The following is a 22596-nucleotide window of genomic DNA, read 5'->3' as shown; positions in this document are numbered from 1 at the left end:
TTGTGAAATTCGTGGCAAAAAAATATAAGAAAAAAAACTTCATGGTGAAAAACTTTTAAGCTCTTGTAAAAAGAAGTAAATTGGTCTAATAAAATAAAGTAATGCAAAATTTAATAAAGAGAATAATAGTTTTAGCTGCGCTTGTACTGGTAATAGTTCTGGCTTTCAAATATTGCGAGTTTAAAAAAGAAGACGATTCTACCATTGATTACAATACAAATCTAATTCAGCAGCAAATCCTGAATGTTGGAAAACTGGTGGTTACAGAGGGACATTTTTCAGAAGTTATAACTTATAAAAATCAGCAGAAATATTTGATGGATATGGTTTCTTTTGAGAAAAAAGCACTTGTAGTTGTAAATGCAAATGTTACGGTTGCCTACGATTTACACAAAATGAAATATGATATCGACGAAAAAAATAAAACAATAACGATTTTAAACATTCCAAAAGAAGAAATTACAATCAATCCGGATATTCAGTTTTATGATGTAGAGCAAAGTAAACTGAATCCTTTTACTGGAGATGACTATAATAAAATCAATAAATCTGTAAAAGCGAATCTGGCTAAAAAAATAGAGAAATCTACTTTGAAAACGAATGCTCAAAACCGTTTAATAAGCGAATTGTCCAAGATTTTAATCCTGACTAATTCAATGGGCTGGAAATTACAATACGAAGGAAAAACAATCGAATCTGATAAAGATTTTAATGAAGACCTAAAATTGTAGAGGAAGGGTTCAGAGGTTCAAAGTTGCAGAGGTTCAAAGGTTTTTACGATCTCACTGGAAACTCCGCAAAGAAAGTCTTTAACCTTTGTCAATTTACGAGTGTGATTTCTCCCTTCGGTCGAAATGACATAAAATGAGAAAAAAATTAGCGACTTAGCGTCTTCGCGAGATTAAAAAATCTGCAAATATCAGCTTCAATCAGCAAAATCTGCGTGAAATATTTTCATTAACATTAGGAGAAATTTTGCGATCCAGCGTCTTCGCCAAATTAAAATAAAATCTGCGTTCACCAGTTTAATCCGTAAAATCCGCGGGCAATAATTTAAACTGCTTTCTTGTCAAAAATCAAATCCAAGCCACCGGCAATTAAATGCGCCACTTCAGGACGTTTTACTTTCAATTGATCCAGATAAACCAACACTTCCTGTAAAAGTTGCTCTTCATTTGAATCTTTCAGAAGCTCTGCAATTTCAACAGAAAGCAACCAATCGTTAGGATGATTTTGTTTTAATTTTTCAAATACAGATTTCAATTCAGATTTAGAATCTTTATTTTCTCTGACCATGCGAACAGTTTGATAAAGAACTTCAAGATCATCACGTTCATCTGTATGTTTTGCTTTTATAGTGGTCGTTTTAGGCACTGAATTAATCAAATCAAAACTATTTACATCGGCTGGACCGGAAAATGCAGAAACTACTTTTTTACCAATTGCCATATCATAATTTCCCCATTCAGGCTGAAATAAAATCTTTTCGCCATGCATAACGGTACAATTTCTAAAACTAATCAGAATAATTTCTCCGTGCAGGTTTCTGGATCCCGTAATGATTTCCCCTTCAACAATAATGTTACCTTCAAATTCAAGTTTAACCGTTTCATTTTCAACAATGCTATAAGCCTGTAAATCCTTTGGACTCATGTCTTCAATCGCTAAATTGAATCCTTTCAGTTTCCCTATCGGACTTCCAAATCCTTCCGGATGAGTCAAAGTTCCATGACCTACCAATTCTTTTTCACGGTATGATAAAGCTGTTTTTCCTGTGGTTTGAATATAAACAGGTTTTCCTTCTTCTTCAATCACATTTGTAAAAACACCTGAAACCTGTAAACCTGTACTTAATTCAATTGTTCCTAAAGCATTAGAATGAATTAGTTTTTGAATTCCCGAAAGTCCTCCGGTTCTTAAAGCCATTTTATTAGCAAATTGCTCCAGAATCAAACTTAAATAGGAGAAATTTGGCGTAACATATAGTTGAGGTTGTAATTGTGTAATATCAAAATTTTGATTCGCAGCTGAGATGTCATAAGGAATTTTCTTCACGTTATCTGTCATGCACCAGGCACTTTCACCAATAGAAGAGAGTAATCCTGCACCATAAATTTTTGGATTTTCAACAGTTCCAATAAGACCATATTCAACTGTCCACCAATGTAGGTTTCGAATTTGGGCCATTTCAGACAATTCGCCCATATTATTCTGCAAATCGGCAACAGCTTTTTCGGCTTCATCTATTTTTTCCTGAGGTGTATCTTCGGCTTCTTTTAAAATCGAAAGCAATCGAATTGCCTCATACATCTGGTAATCTTTATGAGAGGAAATAGCTTTACAGCCAATTTCGCCAAAACGGCGCAAATATTCGGCATATTCAGGATTGGCAATAATAGGAGCGTGGCCGGCACCTTCATGAATAATGTCCGGTGCGGGCGTATATTCGATGTGTTCTAATTGTCGAATGTCTGAAGCAATTACTAATACATTATAAGCCTGAAATTCCATAAATGCATTTGGCGGAATAAATCCGTCAACGGCAACTGCAGCCCAGCCAATTTCGGTCAGAATTCTATTCATTCCATACATACTTGGGATAGAATCAATCTCGATTCCTGTTTTGCGTAAACCTTCCAGATAAGAATGATGTGCAACTTTTGATAAATAATCTACATTTTTACGCATTACATAACGCCAAACCGCTTGATTTATAGGAGTGTAATCGCTATAATCCTGAGGTTTAATAAATTGCTTTAAATGTTTAGGCAATCGCTCTAATAACGGGTTTGTTTCAATACTTGCATTCATTTCGAAAACGTTGTAGATTAAGAATGTAAAATTACGAATTTAGAGTACTAAAATAATTTTTTTTACTATAGATTTTTAATAATAAGATCGTTTTATTACACAATCTTTAATTTATTTCTTTTAGACTCAAGTTTAATAAGCAATCTTTTTTCTGTTTTAAAAATAAAATACAATTGTCGAATAATAATAAAATTAGTTAGTTTTACAGACCGTATTTTTTGGATTTATATCAGTATGAAAGTTTTATATATCATTTTAGCACTAGTTATTTTAGCCATTTTAGTAATTAGGTTTTTTCTATTTAAGATAGGAAAACCGGTAAACTTAAAAGTTTCAAATTCCTATTTTCATCATTACAGAAAAAAGTTAATTGTTTATTCACCAATGGGCAATTGGTTTGAGTTAGGATATTTTGAATCTACTGCAGATGTTGCAACTTTTCAGCCTTTAAATCAAGATTTTGGGAAAGATAAAAATAGTGTTTTTTGGAAAGGAAGAAAACAATTGGTTGATTATGATACTTTTGAAATTGATGGTTTTATCATAAAAGATAAGAATTATGTGTATAATAGTAATGGTAATAAATTTGATGAGCTGGAAATTATTAAGGATGCTGACCCAAAAACATATCAGTTATTAGATTCTTCTATAGAAAATTACCAACATATTAATTGGTTTAAGGATATTAATGCTGTTTATTATAAAAATAAAAAAATAGAAGGTGATCCTCATACTTTCAAACCTTTAAATGATGCGATTGCTATTGATGCCAATTTTATTTATGCAATTATTACTTATAGGGGTGAAGGAATCGAAATGTTAGAAGTAAATCAAGTTATCCGAAAGCATAAAAGGATAGATGGCGAAATTAAGCCAATAAACGAAACCTATGTTCAGATTGGTAATTCAGTAGTTTCTGCTTTTACAAAGTCTGAATTTGAACTTCATACATTTGATTCTATCGTGACAGTAAAAAGTATTGATTATTGGAAAATAATTGTAAATAACATATTGATTAACAAAGGCATTCAACGTCCTGAAATTGATGTGGAATCTTTTGAAGATTTAGATCATAATTTCTCGAAAGATAAAAACAGTATTTATTTTGACTGCGAAAAAATTGCTCAGGCTGATTATTTGAGCTTCAAAATTATTTCTAATGAATATTCAAAAGATGTTAAACATGTCTATTTTAAGAATAATATCGTAAAAGGAGCAAATCCTGATACTTTTAAAGCAACATCAGAATATGGTATTTGGGAAGATGGACAGAATCGATATAAAGATGGACAGGTTATATCTCCCAATAAAGCTTAGAAATTTATTTTTCTAAATTTCTAAAATAGTCAATTTTATAATTAAACATATACGCCATATTTGCAGCACGAACTTTGGCTTCTTCAGCTATTTTTCCAACGAATAATCCATCGACTGTTACTATAAAAATTTCCATCCAGCGATCAAAATGAAGTTGATTCACAGGAAGTTGTTTGTGTGGAGGAAAAGGACTTCCGGAATAAGTATGTTCTTCAAGAAGTATGGTTTGCCAAAAACGATACATTTTTTCTAAATGTTCTGGCCATCTTCCTAACATTCTTTCATTGAATATGGGACCAATCAAATCGTCTTTTTGTACTTTATCGTAAAAAGTGTTTACTAAAAGTTTAATATCTTCTATGTTTGAAATATCTTGAAGAGCCATTTTTTAAAGATTTAAATCAAATGCAAAAATACGATTTAAAGAACCTTTTATTCACTGATATTTATCATTTTCAATTATTCTTTTTATTTAATTACCTTAAAAGAGAGAGTGATAAGCCAATTAGTCTTTATGATATCAATTTGTGTATTGTTTTTTTAAGGTGTTGAAAATTAAAGTAAGATTTTTACCGGAAAATAAATTTTTATGTTATTGTTAGTCAATATGTTGATTTTTTTTTAGATAAGTTTTTGTAAAGGTGAAATCTTGATATGATGTGTATTTGTAAAGTTTTAAAATTATATAATTAGGGAAAATTAACATAATATTGATGTGAATTAATAAAATTAATCTTAAAAAATAAGAAAAATTTAATTATTAAAAACTCAGTAAAAGATGAAAAAAACTACCCAAAATCGAACAAACCAAATGAACTTTAAAATAATAATGTACTTTATTATTCTATTTTCATTTACTATTAAGATGAATGCACAAACGGTTACTCCGTGGATAACAAGCGGAGATCAGACTAAATTACTACAGCAGCAAGGCACTGTAAACTTTGGAACAAATTCCGGAAGTAATCCTTCGACAGTCACAATTAATGCAGGAACAACCTACCAAACCATGGACGGATTTGGTTACACACTTACTGAGGGAAGCTGCGAGGTAATTAGCGGAATGGCTGCGACTCAGCAAAATCAATTATTAAATGATTTGTACAATCCAGTTACAGGTTTAAACGCCAGTGTAGTTCGTATTAGTATTGCTGCTTCAGATTTAAGCAGTTCTTCGTACAGTTATAACGAAACTTCCGGTGATGTAAACATGAATAACTTCAGTCTTAACGGACCGGATTTAACGTATTTAATCCCAATTATAAAAAAGATACAAATTATTAACCCAAATATAAAAATTCTGGCAACTCCGTGGTCAGCACCAAGATGGATGAAAACCAATAATTCATGGGTTGGCGGAAGTTTACAAACTCAATATTATGCAGCTTATGCGAGATATTTTGTAAAATATTTTGCGGCAATGCAGGCTCAGGGAATTTCGATCTGGGGAATCACACCTCAAAACGAACCTGAAAATCCAAATAACGAACCAAGTATGTTAATGAATTCTACGGAGCAAAAGAACTTTATCAATCAACAACTTGGACCACAAATGGCTGCGGCAGGTTACGGAAATATAAAGATTATTGCTTTTGATCATAATTGCGATAATACAGCGTATCCTATTGATGTCTTAAACAATAGCAGTTATGTCGATGGTGCAGCATTTCACTTGTATTTAGGAAATATTTCAGCAATGTCGACAGTGCGAAATGCAACGAACAAAAACGTTTATTTTACAGAACAATACACAGGATCAGGCGGAAGTTTTAGCGGGGATTTTGGCTGGCATATGCAAAACGTAGTTATTGGAAGTACCAATAACTGGGCAAAAACAGTTCTGGAATGGAACGCGGCAAATAATTCAGGTTTAGGCCCTCGTACTCCCGGCGGATGCAACACTTGTTTGGGTGCAATTACCGTAAATAATAGTACCAGTTACACCAAGAATGTGGCATATTATATTATTGGGCAAATTTCAAAATTTGTAAAACCGGGAGCTTTAAGAATAAATTCTTCCAGTACAAACGGAACTATTCTTTCAGCCGGATTTAAAAACCCGGACGGATCGATTGCGCTTGTAATTTATAACTCCGGATCAGCAAATACAATCAAAATTGTTTCCGGATCATCAGCATTTAATTATACGGTTCCGGCTTCATCGGCAGTTACTTTTAATTGGTCAGCAGGATCGCCGCCATCAACTTCTTTTCCCGGATATTATAACATAATTTCCAGAAACAGTAATAAAGGATTAGATGTTGCAGATAATTCGACTACAAGCGGTGGACGTATTCAGCAATATGATATTACAAACGGAGGAGGAAATAACCAACGCTGGAAGTTTGTTCCGGACGGAAGCGGGAATTATTACATTATTGTAAAATCGACAGGAATGTATCTAGCGACAGAAAATAATAGTACTGCTGATGGAATAAAAGTGCAGCAAAGAGCATTCTCAGCTTCAAATGAGTTTAAATGGACAGTTGAAAGTCTTGGTGGAGGTTATTATAAAATCATTAATGTAAACAGTGGGAAATCGCTGGATGTTGAAAATGTTTCTACTGCAAACGGCGCTAATATTCAGGTTTGGTCTTACACAGGAGGATTGAATCAGCAGTGGCAATTGGTACAAGTTGAGGCTTCTGCGGCTAAAAAAGTTGGAGATGTAGAAGTTACTACACCATCAGATTTTTCTCTTTACATTAATCCGACAAATGAATATTTAAAAATTAATACACCAAATTCAGGTTCCGGTCAAGTCGAAGTTTACAATGCTTCTGGTCAAAGTGTTTTAAAAAGAACAGTTGATTTTACAAGGGGAAATGAAGCGGAAATAGAAATTTCGAAATTACCAAAAGGACTTTATGTTGTTAAAGTTAGTGATAGTGAGAGATCCTATTCTAAAAAAGTACTGAAGCAATAATTATAAATTTTGGGAATTTAATTAGTAATTTTATTTCTCATTTAAAAAGGCTGTCTGGTGTAATATCCTGACAGCCTTTTGTTTTTATCCTATTAGTTGGGTAAACAAATCCTGATTATCATTGAGGTATTGAAATTCAAAACCATTTTTCGTCATATTCATCTTAATTGCGAGAATGTCATTTTTATTTTTCAATTCTAAACCTACGACTACAGAACCTACTTCACGACTGTTTTTCTTGGCAAACTGAAAATAAGTGATATCATCATCCGGGCCTAAAATGTTATTCACGAATTCTTTCAAAGCTCCCGGCCGCTGCGGAAACTGAATCATGAAATAATGCATCAATCCTTCGTAAAGTAAAGAACGCTCTTTTATTTCTGCAGTTCTTTCAATATCATTATTACTCCCGCTTACTATGCAAACTACATTTTTGCCTTTTATTTTGTCCTTATAAAAATCTAAAGCTGCAATTGTCAAAGCTCCGGCAGGTTCTACAACCATAGCTTCTTCATTGTATAATCGTAAAATTGTGGTGCAGACTTTTCCTTCGGGAACCAGAATAATATCTTCGAGATTATATCTGCAAATTTCAAAAGTTTTGTCACCAACTTGTTTTACAGCCGCGCCGTCTACAAATTTATCAATCGTTTTTAAGGCTGTGTTTTTATTTTCTTCAATCGAAGTTTTCATCGAAGGAGCACCTTTTGGTTCAACACCAATAATTTTAGTATTTGGACTTAAATGCTTAAAAACTTCAGATAATCCGGAAGCCAGTCCGCCACCGCCAATTGGCACAAAAACATAATCGATAGGTTCTTTAAAACTTTCCAGAATTTCTAAACCTACAGTTCCCTGACCTGCAATTACTTTTTCATCATCAAAAGGATGAATAAATATTTTATGGTTTTGGATAGCATCTGCTGTTGCCGAAGCATAGGCATCATCAAAAGTATCTCCGGTTAATACAATTTCTACAAACGATTTACCAAACAACTGAACTTGTTTTACTTTTTGTTTTGGAGTTGTTTTAGGCATATAGATTTTGCCTTGTATCTGCAAAAGATGACACGAATAAGCAACACCTTGCGCATGATTTCCAGCACTTGCACAAACAATTCCGGTTGCTTTTTCTTTTTCGTTCAACGAAGAAATCTTGTTGTAAGCGCCTCTAATTTTGTATGAACGTACAATTTGTAAATCTTCCCGTTTCAGTAAAATAGTCGATTGAAACTCTTCTGAAAGATTTAAATTTTGTGTGAGTGGAGTAGCGGCAACTACATTTTCGAGTTGCTTTTTTGCAGCAAGTACTTCGTTAAATAAATTCATAATTTTTGTTTGTTATTTTTTGCCACAGATTAAATGATTTAAAAAGATTTTTAATCTGTGAAAATCTGTGTAATCTGTGGCAAAAAAATCTATTGCTAATAGTTTTTTAAATAAAAAAACCTCCCGATGTGGGAGGTTTGATAAATTGTATTTTGTTTACTTATTTATATAATACCTCGCCACTATTGCTGAATAGCAATAATAGTAATAGAGATAATAATGATATTTAAGTTTTTCATTTCAGATAATTGAATGACAAATGTATTGATTATTTTGTAAAGTAGTCAATAACTTTTTTTAGTTTTTATAAAAAACTGAAAACTGAGACTGAAAACTATTTTTTAACCGGCGGATATTGTGCCAAAACTTTTGATACAATTTCTTTTACCTTAGCATCTTTTTTATCGATGTTTTTAGTTAGAGTTCCAACTCCTTCACCTTGCCAGATCATTTCTTTCTTTTTAGCATCGATCAAATCAATAAACAAAGTTCCTTCTGTAGAAGTAGATACTGTAGTTTGATTTCCTCCGTACATCATGTAAGGATTCCATCCCCAACCCCAACCGTAACCCCAACCGGCGCTAAATTGGTTTACGTTTACTTGTTCTCTTGATTTAGTAAAAATATTTACTAATAAATCCGGGTTTTCACTTTTTGTAAAACCTTTGGCTTGCATTTCTTCCTCTATAGCATGCAGAATACGTCTTTTATCCAAATCAGAAATTTCGACCTTATCAATTCCGGGCTTAAAAAAAGCATACGTCTTATAAGGTGCAAAATCTACGTTTTTATCGTAATCAGAATATACACTTACCGTGCTGCATGAGGCTAGTATCAAAAGCAAAAAAACGGGTACTAATTTGAATGTTTTCATATGTTTAAAAATTTTAATGTTCTAATCTTCTTTGCCTAAAAGAGATTTTCATCTACAATATTAGGCAAAGTTACTTTTAATAATGGCTGAACTTCCATTGCTCTTTTTATAGCAAAAATGGCTTCGTCATTTCGGGCCCAGCTTCTTCTTGAAATTCCGTTGTTAACATCCCAAAAAAGCATTGATGCTAAACGTTTTGAAGCTTCTTTAGAGCCATCAAGAACCATACCAAATCCACCGTTTATAACCTCTCCCCAGCCAACTCCGCCACCATTATGAATCGAAACCCAGGTAGCACCTCTAAAGCTGTCACCAATCACGTTTTGAATCGCCATATCTGCCGTAAAACGAGATCCGTCATAGATGTTAGAAGTCTCTCTGTAAGGCGAATCTGTTCCGGAAACATCATGATGATCGCGACCTAGAACAACTGTTCCAATTTCGCCTTTTGCAATTGCCTGATTAAAGGCTTCGGCAATTTTAATTCTGCCTTCTGCATCAGCGTAGAGGATTCTGGCTTGTGAACCTACAACCAATTTATTTTCCTGTGCGCCTTTGATCCATTTAATGTTGTCCTGCATTTGCTGCTGAATTTCATTAGGAGAAGTCTTCGCCAATTCTTCTAAAATCTGACTTGCAATAGTATCTGTTTTTTGTAAATCTTCTGGTTTTCCTGAAGTACAAACCCATCTAAAAGGTCCAAAACCGTAATCGAAACACATTGGCCCCATAATATCCTGTACATAACTCGGATATTTGAAATCGATATTATTCTCTGCCATTACATCTGCTCCGGCACGCGAAGCTTCAAGTAAAAAGGCATTTCCATAATCAAAAAAGTAAGTTCCTTTTGCGGTATGTCTGTTTATTGCTTTAGCTTGACGACGTAAAGATTCCTGTACTTTTTCTTTGAATAATTCAGGATTATTTGCCATCATTTCATATGCTTCTTCAAACGAAATCCCAACCGGATAATAACCTCCAGCCCAAGGATTATGAAGCGAAGTCTGATCAGATCCTAAATCAATTTTGATGTTTTCCTGATCGAAACATTCCCAAACGTCGACCACATTTCCTAAATAAGCAATCGAAACCACTTCCTTATTGGCTTTCGCTAAAGTAACTCTTTTTACTAATTCTTCAGTTGAAGTTACAATCTCGTTAATCCAGCCTTGTTCGTGACGAATTTTGGTGATTTTTGGGTTTACTTCGGCGCAGACTGTAATACAACCCGCAATATTTCCTGCTTTTGGTTGCGCACCGGACATTCCGCCAAGACCAGAAGTCACAAATAAATTTCCTTCAGGATTTAATTTTATTTTTCTAAAACCATTCAAAACCGTAATAGTAGTTCCGTGTACAATTCCTTGAGGTCCAATATACATATAACTTCCCGCCGTCATTTGCCCGTATTGCGAAACACCCAAAGCATTCATTTTTTCCCAATCGTCCGGTTTAGAATAATTTGGGATTACCATTCCGTTTGTAACGACAACTCTTGGCGCTTCTTTGTGCGAAGGAAATAATCCCATGGGATGACCTGAATACATCGTCAAAGTCTGCTCATCTGTCATTTCAGACAAATATTGCATCGTCAATAAATATTGCGCCCAGTTCTGGAATACAGCTCCGTTACCACCATAAGTAATCAATTCATGCGGATGTTGGGCCACAGCATAATCCAGATTGTTCTGAATCATGTGCATAATTGCTTTTGCCTGTATAGATTTTCCAGGATATTCGTCAATTGGTCGTGCGTACATTCTGTATTCTGGACGTAGGCGATACATATATATACGACCGTAAGTTTCTAATTCTTCTGAGAATTCTTTAATTAATTCTGCATGATGTTTGGCCTCAAAATAACGTAATGCATTTTTTAGCGCGAGTTTTTTCTCTTCTGCCGAAAGAATTTCTTTTCGTTTTGGCGCGTGGTTAATGGCTAAATCGTATGTTGCTTTTGGAGGTAATATTGACGGAATTCCTTGTTTTATTTGTTCTTGAAAAGTCATTTTTTAGAGATGCTAAGTTGCTATCCCGAATCTTCGGGACTAAATTGCTAAGATAATTTAGCAAGATTAACAACAGATTAATTTTTTGTTTTTTGGATTATTTTGTTCTACCGGACTTAAATCTATAATGCGACTGAGGATGAATTGATTCTACCAATATTTCGCTCCTCTGGAGCTTTTGTATTGTGTAATTATTATTTTCTATAAATATTTCGCCTTTCCAAGGCTTTGTATCTATTTGGTAATTTACATTTAATAAGCTCCACAGGAGCGAAATATTGCAATAAAAATTTAATCTGAATAATTATCTCATTTTCAAATTATCTCATTGGCACATTGTAACATTTTCTAATTAAAACTAAGGATAACGAATATCCGACCTGTGATAGGATTTGTGGATGGTAATCCTAAATTTTCGCAAGAGAATATCCATTTACAATTTTAGATTTTAGATTATTGATTTTAGATTGTTGAATTATCTAATTGATATATTTTTACATTAACAAATTATCTCATTATCAAATTGGCACATTGCCTAATTAGACTTTTTTTCTAATTTGACCTGTATTTTTATCAAATCCATACGGACAATGGCGGCAACCACTTTTGCAGCAATAACCACGTTTTAGATGGTGTTTTTCAGTAAAGCATTTATAACCTTCGGGAGTATAATAAAAATCTTCGCCTTCGATTAGTTTATTTTCATTACTTTGCTCTTTCATAAATCTGCATTGGTTTTATGTTCTGCTTTTAAAATCAAATTGATTGTGATTTTAATGAAATTGAACATTTTTTATCTACAAATTTATAAATTTTACAGCTAATGTTTCTGATTGTTGCTAAATATTTAATTCCGAAAGGATATCGCGGAATGGCTGTGTTTCCGTTTGTGGTTTTAAAATACGATTTTGATAAAAATAATCCTGTTTTTGTTAATCATGAAAAAATTCATTTGAGACAACAATTAGAATTATTGGTTTTACCTTTTTATATTTTTTATGGACTTGAATATGCAATTAGGTTACTACAATATAAAAATAAAGACTTGGCGTATCGAAATATAAGTTTTGAAAGAGAAGCTTATGCAAATGAAACGGATTTAAATTATTTGAAAAAACGATCTTTCTTTCGGTTTCTCAAATACATAACATTAAAATAAAACATAGATTTTGAACCAGGAAATTCATATTAATTTTCCAAACGATATTTCGCTTACAATAAAACGTGAAGATTTGATTCATCCGTTTGTTTCCGGCAATAAATTTAGAAAGCTAAAATACAATTTACTTCAGGCAAAAGCCGAAAATAAAGAAACGGTATTGACTTTTGGCGGGGCTTTTTCAAATCATATTGCTGCAGTTGCATATGCCGGAAAAGAACAAGGTTTTAAAACTATTGGCGTTATTCGTGGCGATGAACTTTTTGATAAAATAGAAGAAAATCCAACCTTGAGATTTGCTCGGGAAAACGGAATGCAGTTTGAGTTTGTTTCCAGAGAAGATTACAGATTGAAAAGTGAAATCTCGTTTATAGAAAAATTAAAAGAGAAGTTTGGCGATTTCTATTTAGTTCCCGAAGGCGGAACAAACGAACTGGCTGTAAAAGGCTGCGAAGAGATTTTGACAGAGGAAGACGCCATTTTTAATTTTGTTTGTTGTGCGGTAGGAACTGGCGGAACAATTTCCGGATTGATCAATAGTGCGTTGCCAAATCAGAAAATTTTAGGGTTTCCGGCGTTAAAAGGTGACTTTTTAACCGATGAAATTCGTATTTTTGCAAAACAAGATAACTGGAATTTGATTTCTGACTATCATTTTGGAGGTTATGGGAAGATAAATTTAGAATTAATTGAATTTATCAACACTTTTTTTGAAGAAACAAAAGTGCCTTTAGATCCAATTTATACAGGAAAAATGGTTTTTGGCGTTATAGATTTAATCCATAAAAACTATTTTCCTGATCATTCAAAAATATTACTTCTTCATACCGGCGGATTGCAGGGTATTGCAGGAATGAATATAAAATTGAAGCAGAAAAAATTACCAATACTTAAAAGCAATGTTTAAAAAAATTATAATAGCTTTCATAATCGCAACATTGACAAGCTGTTCGTCTAGTAAACCTACTATTGCAACGACCAGAAAAGCCGCCGCGGTTCAGAGGCCTCGAGTAGCAACAACAAAAAAGCAAACTCCGGTTAAGCCTATTGGTAAAAACTACCCTTCTACAAATAATACAACTGAAGTCATACAATCGACTTCAAAAACAGTTGTAACCAGCGATTTAATCAATAATTATATTTTACAGTTCAAAGATATTGCAATGGGAAATATGCAGAAATACGGCATTCCCGCAAGTATTATTTTGGCACAGGGAATCTTAGAATCTGGTGCCGGAAGAGGAGATTTGGCAGTAGAAGCAAACAATCATTTTGGTATAAAATGTCACAAAGACTGGTTGGGAGAAAGTGTTCGTCACGATGATGATTCTGCTCAGGAATGTTTTAGAAAATATCCCGAAGCTTCAGAATCATATAGAGATCATGCTTTATTTTTGGTGGGAAAAAATAGATACGCCACTTTATTTACTTACGAAAAAGATGATTATAAAGCCTGGGCAAAAGGATTAAGAGCGGCAGGTTATGCTACAGATCCTAATTATCCGGATAAATTAATTAGCTATATTGAACGTTACAACTTACATCAATATGACTGTCAGGTTACTGGAAGAAATTATGTTCCTATTAATAAAACGGTTCCAGCAAAAAGTGTGTCGACTCCGGCAAAAAGTTCTTCAAACTCAAATTCAAACGATCCTAATTTATACGAAGTACAACAAGGAGATACATTGTACTCGATTTCAAAAAAATTCAACGTATTGGTTGATGACTTAAAACGAAAAAATAATCTTTCAGACAATGCCATTTCTATTGGTCAAAGATTAAAAGTGAAGTAGTTTTTTAGTTTTCAGTCTCCGTTTTCAGTTTTGAAATCAATCTAAAATCTAAAATCAGAAATCTAAATTTATAATGTTATATAAAAGAAGTAGTCAGCTTTTTGCTGAAGCAGAAAAAGTAATTCCGGGAGGAGTAAATTCACCAGTTAGAGCCTTTAAAGCAGTAGGAGGAACTCCAATTTTTGTAAAAAGTGCCCAAGGTGCTTATTTATATGATGAAGACGGAAATAAGTTAATAGATTACATCAATTCCTGGGGGCCAATGGTTTTGGGACATGCTTATCAGCCGGTTGTTGATGCCGTAATTGAAAAAGCAAAACTTGGAACTTCATTTGGAATGCCAACAGAACTCGAAACTCAGATTGCTGCTTTGGCGGTTTCGATGGTTCCGAATATTGACAAAATAAGATTTGTAAATTCAGGTACAGAAGCTTGTATGAGTGCGATTCGTCTGGCTCGCGGATTTACAAAAAGAGATAAAATAATAAAATTTGCAGGTTGTTACCACGGACATTCAGATTCATTTTTGATTCAGGCCGGAAGTGGAGCTGTAACATTTGGATCGCCAAATAGCCCGGGAGTTACAGAAGGAACTGCAAAAGATACTTTGTTGGCAAAATACAATGATTTAGAGAATGTAAAAACTTTAATCGAAGCTAATAAAGGCGAAATCGCAGCAATTATTATTGAAGCAGTTGCCGGGAATATGGGTTGTATTTCACCAGCAAAAGGTTTCTTAGAAGGATTAAGAGAATTGTGTACCGCAAACGGAATCTTACTGATTTTTGATGAGGTTATGACTGGTTTCCGTTTGGCTCGTGGAGGAGTTCAGGAATTGTATAATATCAATGCAGATATTGTCACTTTCGGGAAAGTAATTGGTGGAGGTTTACCGGTTGGTGCTTTTGCTGCACGCGAAGAAATCATGAATTATTTAGCACCGCTTGGTCCGGTTTATCAGGCAGGAACATTGTCAGGAAATCCGTTAGCGATGGCTGCAGGATTGGCAATGTTGCAGGCACTTGATAATGATCGTGAAATTTTTACTCGTTTAGAAGAAAAAACAGCTTATTTAGCCGCTGGAATCGATAGAGTTTTAAAAGCAAATAATGTTGCTTTTACGATTAATAGAGTAGGTTCAATGATTTCTGTTCACTTTGATGCAAATCCGGTGACAGATTTTCAAACTGCTGCAAAAGGAGATAATGAAACGTTTAAGAAATTCTTTCACGGTTTATTAAACGAAGGTATTTATATCGCTCCATCTGCTTATGAAACCTGGTTTATTACAGATGCATTAACATATGAAGATTTAGATTTTACAATTAATGCAATTGATAAAGTGTCAAAGACATTTTAAATTTTAAAAACTAAAAATATACTTTTTCGATTAAGGTTCAGCTTTTTAATTAAAGCTGAACCTTTTTTATTGGGCTGTTTTAAATTAGTTAATGAAAAGTTAATAAGGGTGTTTTTCTTTCTGTATTTAGAATAAAAATTATTTTTGTTTATCGAATAACCACTAAACCTACAATAAATGAAGAAATTTTTCATTTTTATTACAATGGCAGTTTTCATGCTGTTTTCTACTAAACAATTTGCGCAATCTAAAAAGAAAGATCCCAAAAAAGGAGAACCTACAGTTGCTCCGACAGAGAAAAAATCAGAATCTACAATTAAAGAATACAGTAAAGTAATTACTAAAGATGCTGTTTCTGATCCGGGACTTTTTACTGTTCATAAAGTCGATAAAAAATACTACTTCGAGATTCCCAATAAATATTTAGATAAAGACATGCTTTTAGTAAGCAGACTTTCAAAATTACCTTCAAATTTGGGTGGTGGATATGTAAACGCCGGTTCTGAAACTAATGAGCAATTAATAATCTGGCAGCGTTTTCAGGATAAAATCCTTATCAAATCAAAATCATACAATGCCGTTGCCAATGATACTTTACCAATCAGTATTTCGGTAAAATCGAACAATTATGAGCCAACTTTATTTGCTTTTGACATTGTAGCTTTTAGCAAAGATTCAGCAAATACCGTTATTGATGTTACTAAATTTTATAGTACAGATGTTAAGGCGATCAGCGGAATATCTGCAGAAATGCGTGAAACTTATAAAGTAAAAGGACTTGATGATTCGAGAAGTTTTATTAACACGATCAAAAGTTTTCCAATGAATATCGAAGTGATTCAGGATATGACATATAATGCTTCGAAACCATCAATGTTAGAAGATACAGAATCTATAAGTATACAAATGAATCAATCGATGGTTTTATTGCCGGAAGTACCAATGAAACCAAGATTAGCAGATCCCAGAGTTGGATGGTTTACTGTGAGTCAATACGATTACGGAAGTAATGAATTAAAATCTGATCTTAAAACATACATTCGCCGCTGGAGATTAGAACCTAAAGATCCTGAAGCTTATAATAGAGGAGAATTAGTTGAGCCTATAAAACCAATTGTGTATTATTTAGACCCTGCAACACCTGAAAAGCTGAGAAAATATATTAAACAAGGAATCGAAGAATGGCAGAAACCTTTTGAAGCTGCTGGTTTCAAGAATGCTATTATTGCCAAAGATGCGCCAACAAAAGAGCAAGATCCTGATTTTAGCCCTGAAGATATTCGTTATTCTGTGATTCGTTATGTAGCAAGTACAACGCGTAATGCAGTTGGGCCAAGTGTTTCTGATCCCAGAACAGGAGAAATTATCGAGAGTGATGTTATCTGGTATCACAATCATTTGCGTTCGTACAGAAACAGATATTTGTTAGAAACCGGAGCAGCAAATCCTTCGGCAAGAACTTTGCAAACCAGCGATGAAGAAATGGGAGAAATGATGCGAATGGTAATTGCTCATGAAGTAGGTCATGCTTTAGGTTTTCCTCATAATATGGGAGCAAGTTGTGCTTATGATGTAGAGAGTTACAGAAATGGTGATTTTACACAGCAAAACGGAATCTCTGCAAGTATAATGGATTATGCCCGTTTTAATTACATCGCTCAACCGGGAGATAAAAATATTCGTTTTGTTCGTAAAATGGGAGCGTATGATCAATATGCAGTAAATTGGGGATACAGAGTAATCCCAAATGCTAAATCTCCTCAGGATGAAACTCCAGCTTTAGACAAATGGATTTTAGAAAAAGCAGGAAATCCGTTGTATAAATTTGGTAAACAAAGTAGTGCTTTTGATCCTACAACCCAAACAGAAGACATTGGGAATAATTCGATGAAAGCAAGTTCATACGGACTTAAAAATCTCGAATATGTGGCGGGTCACTTAAGTGAATGGACAAGCAATGTAACCAATGATTACGGAGATTTAGATGAATTATATAAAGAAATGCTGGAAGCCTGGAGCAGATATGTAGGTCATGTTGTAACCAATGTTGGAGGAGTTTATGAAAACACTAAAAAACCAAATCAAGCCGGAAATATTTACGAAGTGGTTCCAAAAGCAAAACAAACAGAAGCAATGAACTGGCTTCAGACAAATGCTTTTGCGTCACCAACCTGGATTGTAAACATCAATACTTTAAAAAACACAGATGTTTCAGGTTATACAGAAAGATTTAGAGCTTTGCAGATTAGGCATCTGAATAATTTATTGAGTATTGGCCGAATTGGCCGATTGATGGATAATGAAATCCTTGGTGCAGATACGTATAAAGCTTTGGATTTAATGAGAGATACACGAAAAGGAATCTGGAAGGAAGCAGCTGCTACGCCGGCGAATGTAACGATATACAGAAGAAACCTGCAACGTGGTTATATTGACAGAATGGGTGCTTTAATGACTGAAGAAATTAAACCAACAGACAGATCTGTAATCTATTATAATGTAGCACAATCTGATGTAAGAGCGTTAGTCCGTGGTGAATTATCTGCATTAAGATCAACTCTTACAGCAGCAAAAGCAAAGCCGGTAAATACAGAAACAAAGTACCATTATGAAGATTGTATCAAGCGAATTGATTTGATTTTAAATCCGAAATAAGATTTTATAAAAAACAAAAAAGAGGCTTTTAAAGCCTCTTTTTTTTGATCTCAATTACATTTTATCTTTTCGGTGATCTTTCATTTTGTCTTTGTGCTCTTTTTGAATTGCACTCCATTTTTTATATTGATCTGTATTCAAAATAGATTTCATTTTAGCATCTGTTGCTTTGTGATCTTCTTCCATCTGTTTTTTCATGGCTGCTTTTTCAGCATCAGTTGGTTTTGCATCACCTCTGCTTTTTCTAAGCGTTTCAATTTTTGCACTTCTGTCAGATAAAAGCTGGCTTACTTGTTTTTGCTGATCGGCATTTAAATTTAATTCCGTTGTTAGCTTTTGCAAATGTGCCTGATTGCGTTCTTGTGGAGATTTCATATCTCTTTTGCCTCTGTGATCACCTTTACCCATATGATCTCTGTGTTCTTTTTTAAGAGCAGTCCATTTTGTGTACTGATCGGCGTTTAGAATTGCTTTCATTTTAGCATCGTTTGCTGCTTTTTCAGTTTCCATTTGTTTTTTAAAAGCTTCTCTCTCTGCGGCAGTTGGTTTTGTTTTACTGTCTTTTTTAGCATCTCTCAACTTTTCTGCTTTAGCACTTCTTTCTGCGAGTAATTGTTTTACTTGCTCTTGCTGTTTTTTATCTAAACTCAATTCAGAAGTTAACTTTTGTAAATGTTTTTCATTACGCTGTTCCGGAGTTAGTTTTTCTCGTTGATCACGTGTTACTTTCTGATTGATGTCTTGTGCAAAACTTATTACTCCAACGAATAATAAAGCTGCGATAAATAATTTTTTCATAATTCGTTTTTTTAAAAGGTTTATAGCAATTAGACTGCCATGATTTTATTAAGTTTAATCGAATTGTCTGATTTATCTTTTAATTAACACAAAGTATTAAGGAAAACATAATGACATTCTAAAATAAAAAAGAGGCTTTCAGAGCCTCTTTTTGTAAACTGTAATTAGTTATTTTCTTGTTTGTATTCTTTCATTTTCTCTTTTGCTTTTTCTCTTTTTTCTTCCTGAATAGCCGTCCATTTTTTGTATTGATCAGCATTTAGAATCGCTTTCATTTTAGCATCATTAGCATCTTTTTCCACTTTTAATTCATTCTTAAAAGCTTCTCTTTCTGCGGCCGTCGGTTTTGTATTACTGTCTTTTCGATCTTTACGTTCTTCTCTTAACTTTTCTGCTTTAGCGCTTCTTTCTGCTAAAAGTAGTTTTACCTCGGCTTGTTGCTTAGCATCTAAGTTTAATTCTGACGTAATTTTTTTCAACTGTTTTTCATTGCGTTGTTCCGGAGTTAATTTTTCTCTTGGTTCGCGTGCAGGTTTTTGATCCGCTTCTTGTGCAAAACTCGCTATTCCAACGAATAACAAAGCTGCGATAAATAATTTTTTCATGAGGTACGTTTTTTAATTGTTATAGCAATTAGACTTTATCAAATTGAATAGGTTTAATCTGATAATCAGAATTGTAAATTATTTAACAAAACGAAAAAATCTTCGGCAATATTGTTCCTTGATTGGTATGGGTTTTTTAATTGTAGTAATTATGTTTGATTGTGATGTTTTTAAGAGAATAGGTTTTTAAATTTGCTTATATATTGGAAATTTAAAAATAGAATTACAAAAATAAATATGGAACATTTATTTAATAAGAAGAATAAAAATCGAGTTCTTAAAGCAGTAAACAGCGAGATGTCGTATCAAAAATTAACTGCTGCTGAGTTGCATCAATTTGTACAGCATTGGAATTATGATGACGGAATCGAGCCTTTTAAATGGATTATTAAACAAAAATATCTGGATAAAGGAACAGCGCTTTGTTTGTATTGGCTGTTGCAGCCTGATTATTTTTGTAAATTTAAAAATGAAGATGAAGTAAAAGAAGATCTCAATTATGATTCTTATAAGTTGATTAAAGAAATTGAAGAAAGATATATTTCCGGTTTTTATAAAGAAGAGAATTTTTCTTTTGATCCAAAGGAAGAGTTTTTAAATGAATATTCTAATACAAAATGCATTCCTGCAGAAATGCTTGTAAAATCGTCGGGAATTGTTTTTGAGCGACTCGATATTGAGTTTGCTTTCTTGAGAAATCCCAACGAAAAAGAATTAAAAACGATTAATACAAAAGTTGCTGATGCCATAAAAACCATTCAAATTTCGAATCCTGATTTTGTGTACAATCAAACAGATGATGCGATAAAAGCCATAATAGAAAGTGTGGAATATTGGAAGGATAAAGATTTAGGAAAAATAAAAATTAAAAATCTATCGTATTTATGGATGGATTGTGTTCATAAAAAACACAATTGGAACTGGATTATTTGGGATTGGGAAACTGGAAATAATATTGGAGTTACAAATATTACAAAAGAACTGACATGTTTATCAGATACTATTATAAATCATACCATAGATAGTTTTCAGCCTTCATCAATAATTTTTGATTTGTATAAAGATTTAGAAGGAGTAAACAATTTTTATGATTTAAAAAGAGATCCTTACAGTGGTATTGGATTATTGTTTAGTACAGATCATTTAAAATTTAGAGAATAAGCCAAGAATTTTGACAAAAGGGTTTCAATTGAAACTCTTTTTTAATTATCAGAAATTTACTTCAGAATTAATTCCGTAATTTAGTGAAACTAGAATTTAACAACCTGAAATAAATTATTATGAGCTTGAACATATCATCAAACAACAATAAAATTGCTTTTTTTTCGACTCAGCCTTATGATAAAACTTTCTTTGATAAGTATAATAAGGATTTTGGTTTTGAATTGGATTTTTTTGAAACGCAACTCAATCCTCAAACCGTAATTTTAATCGAAAATGCTTCTATAGTTTGTGTTTTTGTAAATGATATTGTCAACGAATCCGTAATCAGGCAATTGGCAGAAAAGAATGTAAAAATAATTGCATTACGTTGCGCCGGTTTTAACAATGCTGATTTAGAAGCTGCAAAAAAATACCATATAAAAGTATGTCGCGTTCCGGCATATTCTCCTCAGGCAGTTGCAGAACATGCTATGGCGATGATTTTGACTTTAAATAGAAAGACTCATAAAGCGTATAACAGAGTTCGTGAACAAAACTTTTCGCTAAACGGATTATTAGGTTTTGATTTATTCGGAAAAACAATTGGAATCATTGGGACGGGAAATATCGGAAAAGCTTTTGCAAAAATCGCAGTTGGTTTTGGGTGTAAAGTTTTAGCTTATGACATTGTCACAAATGATGCGATGATAAAGGACGGAATTGAGTTTGTATCACTAGAAGAAATTTTTAAAACGAGCGATATTATTTCATTGCATTGTCCGCTCAACGAATACACGAAACATATCATCAATAAAGATTCTATTGATTTAATGAAAGACAGCGTGATGATTATCAATACAAGCAGGGGAGGATTGATAGAAACAGCTTGCGTTATTGAAGGTTTAAAAGAAGGTAAAATTGGTTATTTGGGAATTGACGTTTACGAACAGGAAGAGAAATTATTCTTTAGAGATTTATCTGCAGACATTATTCAGGATGATGCGATTCAGCGTTTAATGAGTTTTCCTAATGTTCTGGTTACCGCGCATCAGGCTTTTTTTACCAATGAGGCTTTAACACAGATTGCTTTGGTTACTTTTAATAATATAAAGTCTTTGCTGACCAATAATGAGATAGAAAATAAAGCGGCTTTGCTGGTTTAAAAAAAACGTAATCTTAAGAATTAAAAAAGAGAAATTATGAAAATAAAAATTTTAGTGGCATTTATAATTTTAGGAATCATTTCATGTCAAAATAAAGATAAAACAGAATCTAAAAGTATAATTAAAACAATTGCCGAAGATACATTGTCAAAAACCGTTGCAGGAACTGCAGATGTTAGTGATGCTCCTGTAAAATACGATAAGGCAGTAGAACTGATTCGAAAACAATTGAATGTTTTATTAAAGAAAGATTTGCCTGCACTGACAAAACAGGATCGGTTTTTTTATTACGAAGCTTTCGATTTAAACAATGATAAAAAAGACGAGTATTTTGTAGGTTTCTCAAATGCTTATTTTTGCGGAAGCGGAGGTTGCTCAGGATTTATTCTGAATGATGACGGAAGTTTAATTAATAAATTTTCTGTAACTGATTTTCCTATTTATGTAACCACTTCAGTATCTGAAAAATTTTATGATCTAATAGCGGTAAGTGGAGGGAAATTTCATCTTCTAAAACTTAAAAACGGAAAATATCCATCAAATCCATCTGTTCAGGAAGTTGTCAAAGAAGAAGCTTCAAGAGAAAGTGCAAAGGTTTTGGATATTGATGGGAAGAAATTAGAGAAATATTCGTTTTAATATTCAAAC

19 protein-coding genes are annotated in these 22596 nt (G+C 33.2%); 11 read left to right on the top strand and 8 right to left on the bottom strand.

The annotated features are described in order from the left end of the window. Window positions 1-101 precede the first annotated feature (101 nt). A complete protein-coding gene (locus BXU01_RS17810) occupies window positions 102-731 on the top strand; it encodes a DUF4230 domain-containing protein (protein WP_055094690.1) in 630 nt (209 codons plus the stop codon). A 322-nt stretch (window positions 732-1053) separates the two neighbouring features. Here BXU01_RS17810 and BXU01_RS17805 read toward each other — a convergent pair whose 3' ends face one another. Further along, entirely contained in the window at window positions 1054-2811 is a 1758-nt protein-coding gene (locus BXU01_RS17805) for an aromatic amino acid hydroxylase (protein ID WP_083694418.1), read from the bottom strand. Window positions 2812-3045: 234 nt separating this feature from the next. Between BXU01_RS17805 and BXU01_RS17800 the strand changes: the two genes are divergently transcribed. Then, on the top strand, window positions 3046-4128 hold the full coding sequence (locus BXU01_RS17800; RefSeq protein WP_083694417.1) for a DKNYY domain-containing protein: 1083 nt from the start codon (window positions 3046-3048) through the stop codon (window positions 4126-4128). A gap of 4 nt (window positions 4129-4132) precedes the next feature. On the opposite strand, the gene BXU01_RS17795 is transcribed toward BXU01_RS17800, so the two are convergent. Further along, the gene (locus BXU01_RS17795; protein ID WP_083694416.1) at window positions 4133-4513 is read right to left on the bottom strand and encodes a group III truncated hemoglobin; all 381 of its coding nucleotides are present in this window, start codon (window positions 4511-4513) and stop codon (window positions 4133-4135) included. Window positions 4514-4906: 393 nt separating this feature from the next. Between BXU01_RS17795 and BXU01_RS17790 the strand changes: the two genes are divergently transcribed. Beyond that, window positions 4907-7054, top strand: coding sequence for an RICIN domain-containing protein (locus BXU01_RS17790; RefSeq protein ID WP_083694415.1), 2148 nt, complete (start codon window positions 4907-4909; stop codon window positions 7052-7054). An 84-nt stretch (window positions 7055-7138) separates the two neighbouring features. On the opposite strand, the gene ilvA is transcribed toward BXU01_RS17790, so the two are convergent. The 4 genes from ilvA to BXU01_RS17770 form a co-directional block, all read right to left on the bottom strand. Then, complete coding sequence (gene ilvA, locus BXU01_RS17785; protein WP_083694414.1) at window positions 7139-8383, bottom strand: threonine ammonia-lyase IlvA; 1245 nt, start codon at window positions 8381-8383, stop codon at window positions 7139-7141. 334 nt (window positions 8384-8717) lie between these two features. Next, on the bottom strand, window positions 8718-9257 hold the full coding sequence (locus BXU01_RS17780; RefSeq protein WP_083694413.1) for a DUF4136 domain-containing protein: 540 nt from the start codon (window positions 9255-9257) through the stop codon (window positions 8718-8720). Between the two features lie 35 nt (window positions 9258-9292). After that, entirely contained in the window at window positions 9293-11269 is a 1977-nt protein-coding gene (locus BXU01_RS17775; RefSeq protein WP_083694412.1) for a urocanate hydratase, read from the bottom strand. A 539-nt stretch (window positions 11270-11808) separates the two neighbouring features. Further along, complete coding sequence (locus BXU01_RS17770) at window positions 11809-11991, bottom strand: DUF5522 domain-containing protein (protein ID WP_083694411.1); 183 nt, start codon at window positions 11989-11991, stop codon at window positions 11809-11811. Between the two features lie 101 nt (window positions 11992-12092). On the opposite strand from BXU01_RS17770, the gene BXU01_RS17765 reads away from it, so the two are divergent. The 5 genes from BXU01_RS17765 to BXU01_RS17740 all read left to right on the top strand — a co-directional run bounded on the left by BXU01_RS17765 (window position 12093) and on the right by BXU01_RS17740 (window position 18239). Then, on the top strand, window positions 12093-12428 hold the full coding sequence (locus tag BXU01_RS17765; RefSeq protein ID WP_083694410.1) for a hypothetical protein: 336 nt from the start codon (window positions 12093-12095) through the stop codon (window positions 12426-12428). Between the two features lie 10 nt (window positions 12429-12438). Then, complete coding sequence (locus tag BXU01_RS17760) at window positions 12439-13335, top strand: 1-aminocyclopropane-1-carboxylate deaminase/D-cysteine desulfhydrase (protein WP_123774095.1); 897 nt, start codon at window positions 12439-12441, stop codon at window positions 13333-13335. Continuing rightward, window positions 13328-14224 (top strand): glucosaminidase domain-containing protein, encoded by an 897-nt coding sequence (locus tag BXU01_RS17755; protein WP_083694408.1) that lies wholly within the window; start codon window positions 13328-13330, stop codon window positions 14222-14224. The genes BXU01_RS17760 and BXU01_RS17755 overlap by 8 nt, the downstream gene beginning before the upstream one ends. 73 nt (window positions 14225-14297) lie before the next feature. Beyond that, window positions 14298-15584 (top strand): glutamate-1-semialdehyde 2,1-aminomutase, encoded by a 1287-nt coding sequence (gene hemL / locus BXU01_RS17750; RefSeq protein WP_083694407.1) that lies wholly within the window; start codon window positions 14298-14300, stop codon window positions 15582-15584. Window positions 15585-15761: 177 nt separating this feature from the next. Continuing rightward, window positions 15762-18239, top strand: coding sequence for a zinc-dependent metalloprotease (locus BXU01_RS17740; protein WP_083694405.1), 2478 nt, complete (start codon window positions 15762-15764; stop codon window positions 18237-18239). 54 nt (window positions 18240-18293) lie between these two features. Here the strand turns inward: BXU01_RS17740 and BXU01_RS23900 are convergent, their stop codons facing one another. Both BXU01_RS23900 and BXU01_RS17730 read right to left on the bottom strand, forming a co-directional pair. Next, window positions 18294-19037, bottom strand: a complete 744-nt coding sequence (locus tag BXU01_RS23900) for a hypothetical protein (protein WP_255373795.1) — start codon at window positions 19035-19037, stop codon at window positions 18294-18296. Window positions 19038-19201: 164 nt separating this feature from the next. Next, a complete protein-coding gene (locus tag BXU01_RS17730; RefSeq protein WP_083694404.1) occupies window positions 19202-19642 on the bottom strand; it encodes a hypothetical protein in 441 nt (146 codons plus the stop codon). A 237-nt stretch (window positions 19643-19879) separates the two neighbouring features. Between BXU01_RS17730 and BXU01_RS17725 the strand changes: the two genes are divergently transcribed. From BXU01_RS17725 to BXU01_RS17715, 3 genes are all read left to right on the top strand, one after another. Then, a complete protein-coding gene (locus BXU01_RS17725) occupies window positions 19880-20803 on the top strand; it encodes a DUF4274 domain-containing protein (protein WP_083694403.1) in 924 nt (307 codons plus the stop codon). A 119-nt stretch (window positions 20804-20922) separates the two neighbouring features. Continuing rightward, a complete protein-coding gene (locus tag BXU01_RS17720) occupies window positions 20923-21948 on the top strand; it encodes a 2-hydroxyacid dehydrogenase (protein WP_083694402.1) in 1026 nt (341 codons plus the stop codon). Between the two features lie 36 nt (window positions 21949-21984). Next, on the top strand, window positions 21985-22587 hold the full coding sequence (locus BXU01_RS17715; RefSeq protein ID WP_083694401.1) for a hypothetical protein: 603 nt from the start codon (window positions 21985-21987) through the stop codon (window positions 22585-22587). Window positions 22588-22596 lie beyond the last annotated feature (9 nt).

Origin of the sequence: [Flexibacter] sp. ATCC 35103, from assembly GCF_001975985.1 — a bacterium.
In the GTDB taxonomy this organism is placed as follows: Bacteria; Bacteroidota; Bacteroidia; order Flavobacteriales; family Flavobacteriaceae; genus Flavobacterium.
The sequence above is the reverse complement of the archived record's forward strand: the minus strand, read 5'-3'. Positions and strand labels throughout refer to the sequence as shown.

Bases quoted from the DNA above. Each gene is read 5' to 3' on its own strand.
- BXU01_RS17790 (WP_083694415.1), top strand. From the start codon at position 4,907: ATGAAAAAAACTACCCAAAATCGAACAAACCAAATGAACTTTAAAATA.
- BXU01_RS23900 (WP_255373795.1), bottom strand. From the start codon at position 19,037: ATGAAAAAATTATTTATCGCAGCTTTATTATTCGTTGGAGTAATAAGT.
- BXU01_RS17740 (WP_083694405.1), top strand. From the start codon at position 15,762: ATGAAGAAATTTTTCATTTTTATTACAATGGCAGTTTTCATGCTGTTT.
- BXU01_RS17715 (WP_083694401.1), top strand. From the start codon at position 21,985: ATGAAAATAAAAATTTTAGTGGCATTTATAATTTTAGGAATCATTTCA.
- BXU01_RS17765 (WP_083694410.1), top strand. From the start codon at position 12,093: ATGTTTCTGATTGTTGCTAAATATTTAATTCCGAAAGGATATCGCGGA.
- BXU01_RS17805 (WP_083694418.1), bottom strand. From the start codon at position 2,811: ATGAATGCAAGTATTGAAACAAACCCGTTATTAGAGCGATTGCCTAAA.
- BXU01_RS17730 (WP_083694404.1), bottom strand. From the start codon at position 19,642: ATGAAAAAATTATTTATCGCAGCTTTGTTATTCGTTGGAATAGCGAGT.
- ilvA (WP_083694414.1), bottom strand. From the start codon at position 8,383: ATGAATTTATTTAACGAAGTACTTGCTGCAAAAAAGCAACTCGAAAAT.
- BXU01_RS17755 (WP_083694408.1), top strand. From the start codon at position 13,328: ATGTTTAAAAAAATTATAATAGCTTTCATAATCGCAACATTGACAAGC.
- BXU01_RS17720 (WP_083694402.1), top strand. From the start codon at position 20,923: ATGAGCTTGAACATATCATCAAACAACAATAAAATTGCTTTTTTTTCG.
- BXU01_RS17780 (WP_083694413.1), bottom strand. From the start codon at position 9,257: ATGAAAACATTCAAATTAGTACCCGTTTTTTTGCTTTTGATACTAGCC.
- BXU01_RS17770 (WP_083694411.1), bottom strand. From the start codon at position 11,991: ATGAAAGAGCAAAGTAATGAAAATAAACTAATCGAAGGCGAAGATTTT.
- BXU01_RS17725 (WP_083694403.1), top strand. From the start codon at position 19,880: ATGGAACATTTATTTAATAAGAAGAATAAAAATCGAGTTCTTAAAGCA.
- hemL (WP_083694407.1), top strand. From the start codon at position 14,298: ATGTTATATAAAAGAAGTAGTCAGCTTTTTGCTGAAGCAGAAAAAGTA.
- BXU01_RS17775 (WP_083694412.1), bottom strand. From the start codon at position 11,269: ATGACTTTTCAAGAACAAATAAAACAAGGAATTCCGTCAATATTACCT.
- BXU01_RS17810 (WP_055094690.1), top strand. From the start codon at position 102: ATGCAAAATTTAATAAAGAGAATAATAGTTTTAGCTGCGCTTGTACTG.
- BXU01_RS17795 (WP_083694416.1), bottom strand. From the start codon at position 4,513: ATGGCTCTTCAAGATATTTCAAACATAGAAGATATTAAACTTTTAGTA.
- BXU01_RS17800 (WP_083694417.1), top strand. From the start codon at position 3,046: ATGAAAGTTTTATATATCATTTTAGCACTAGTTATTTTAGCCATTTTA.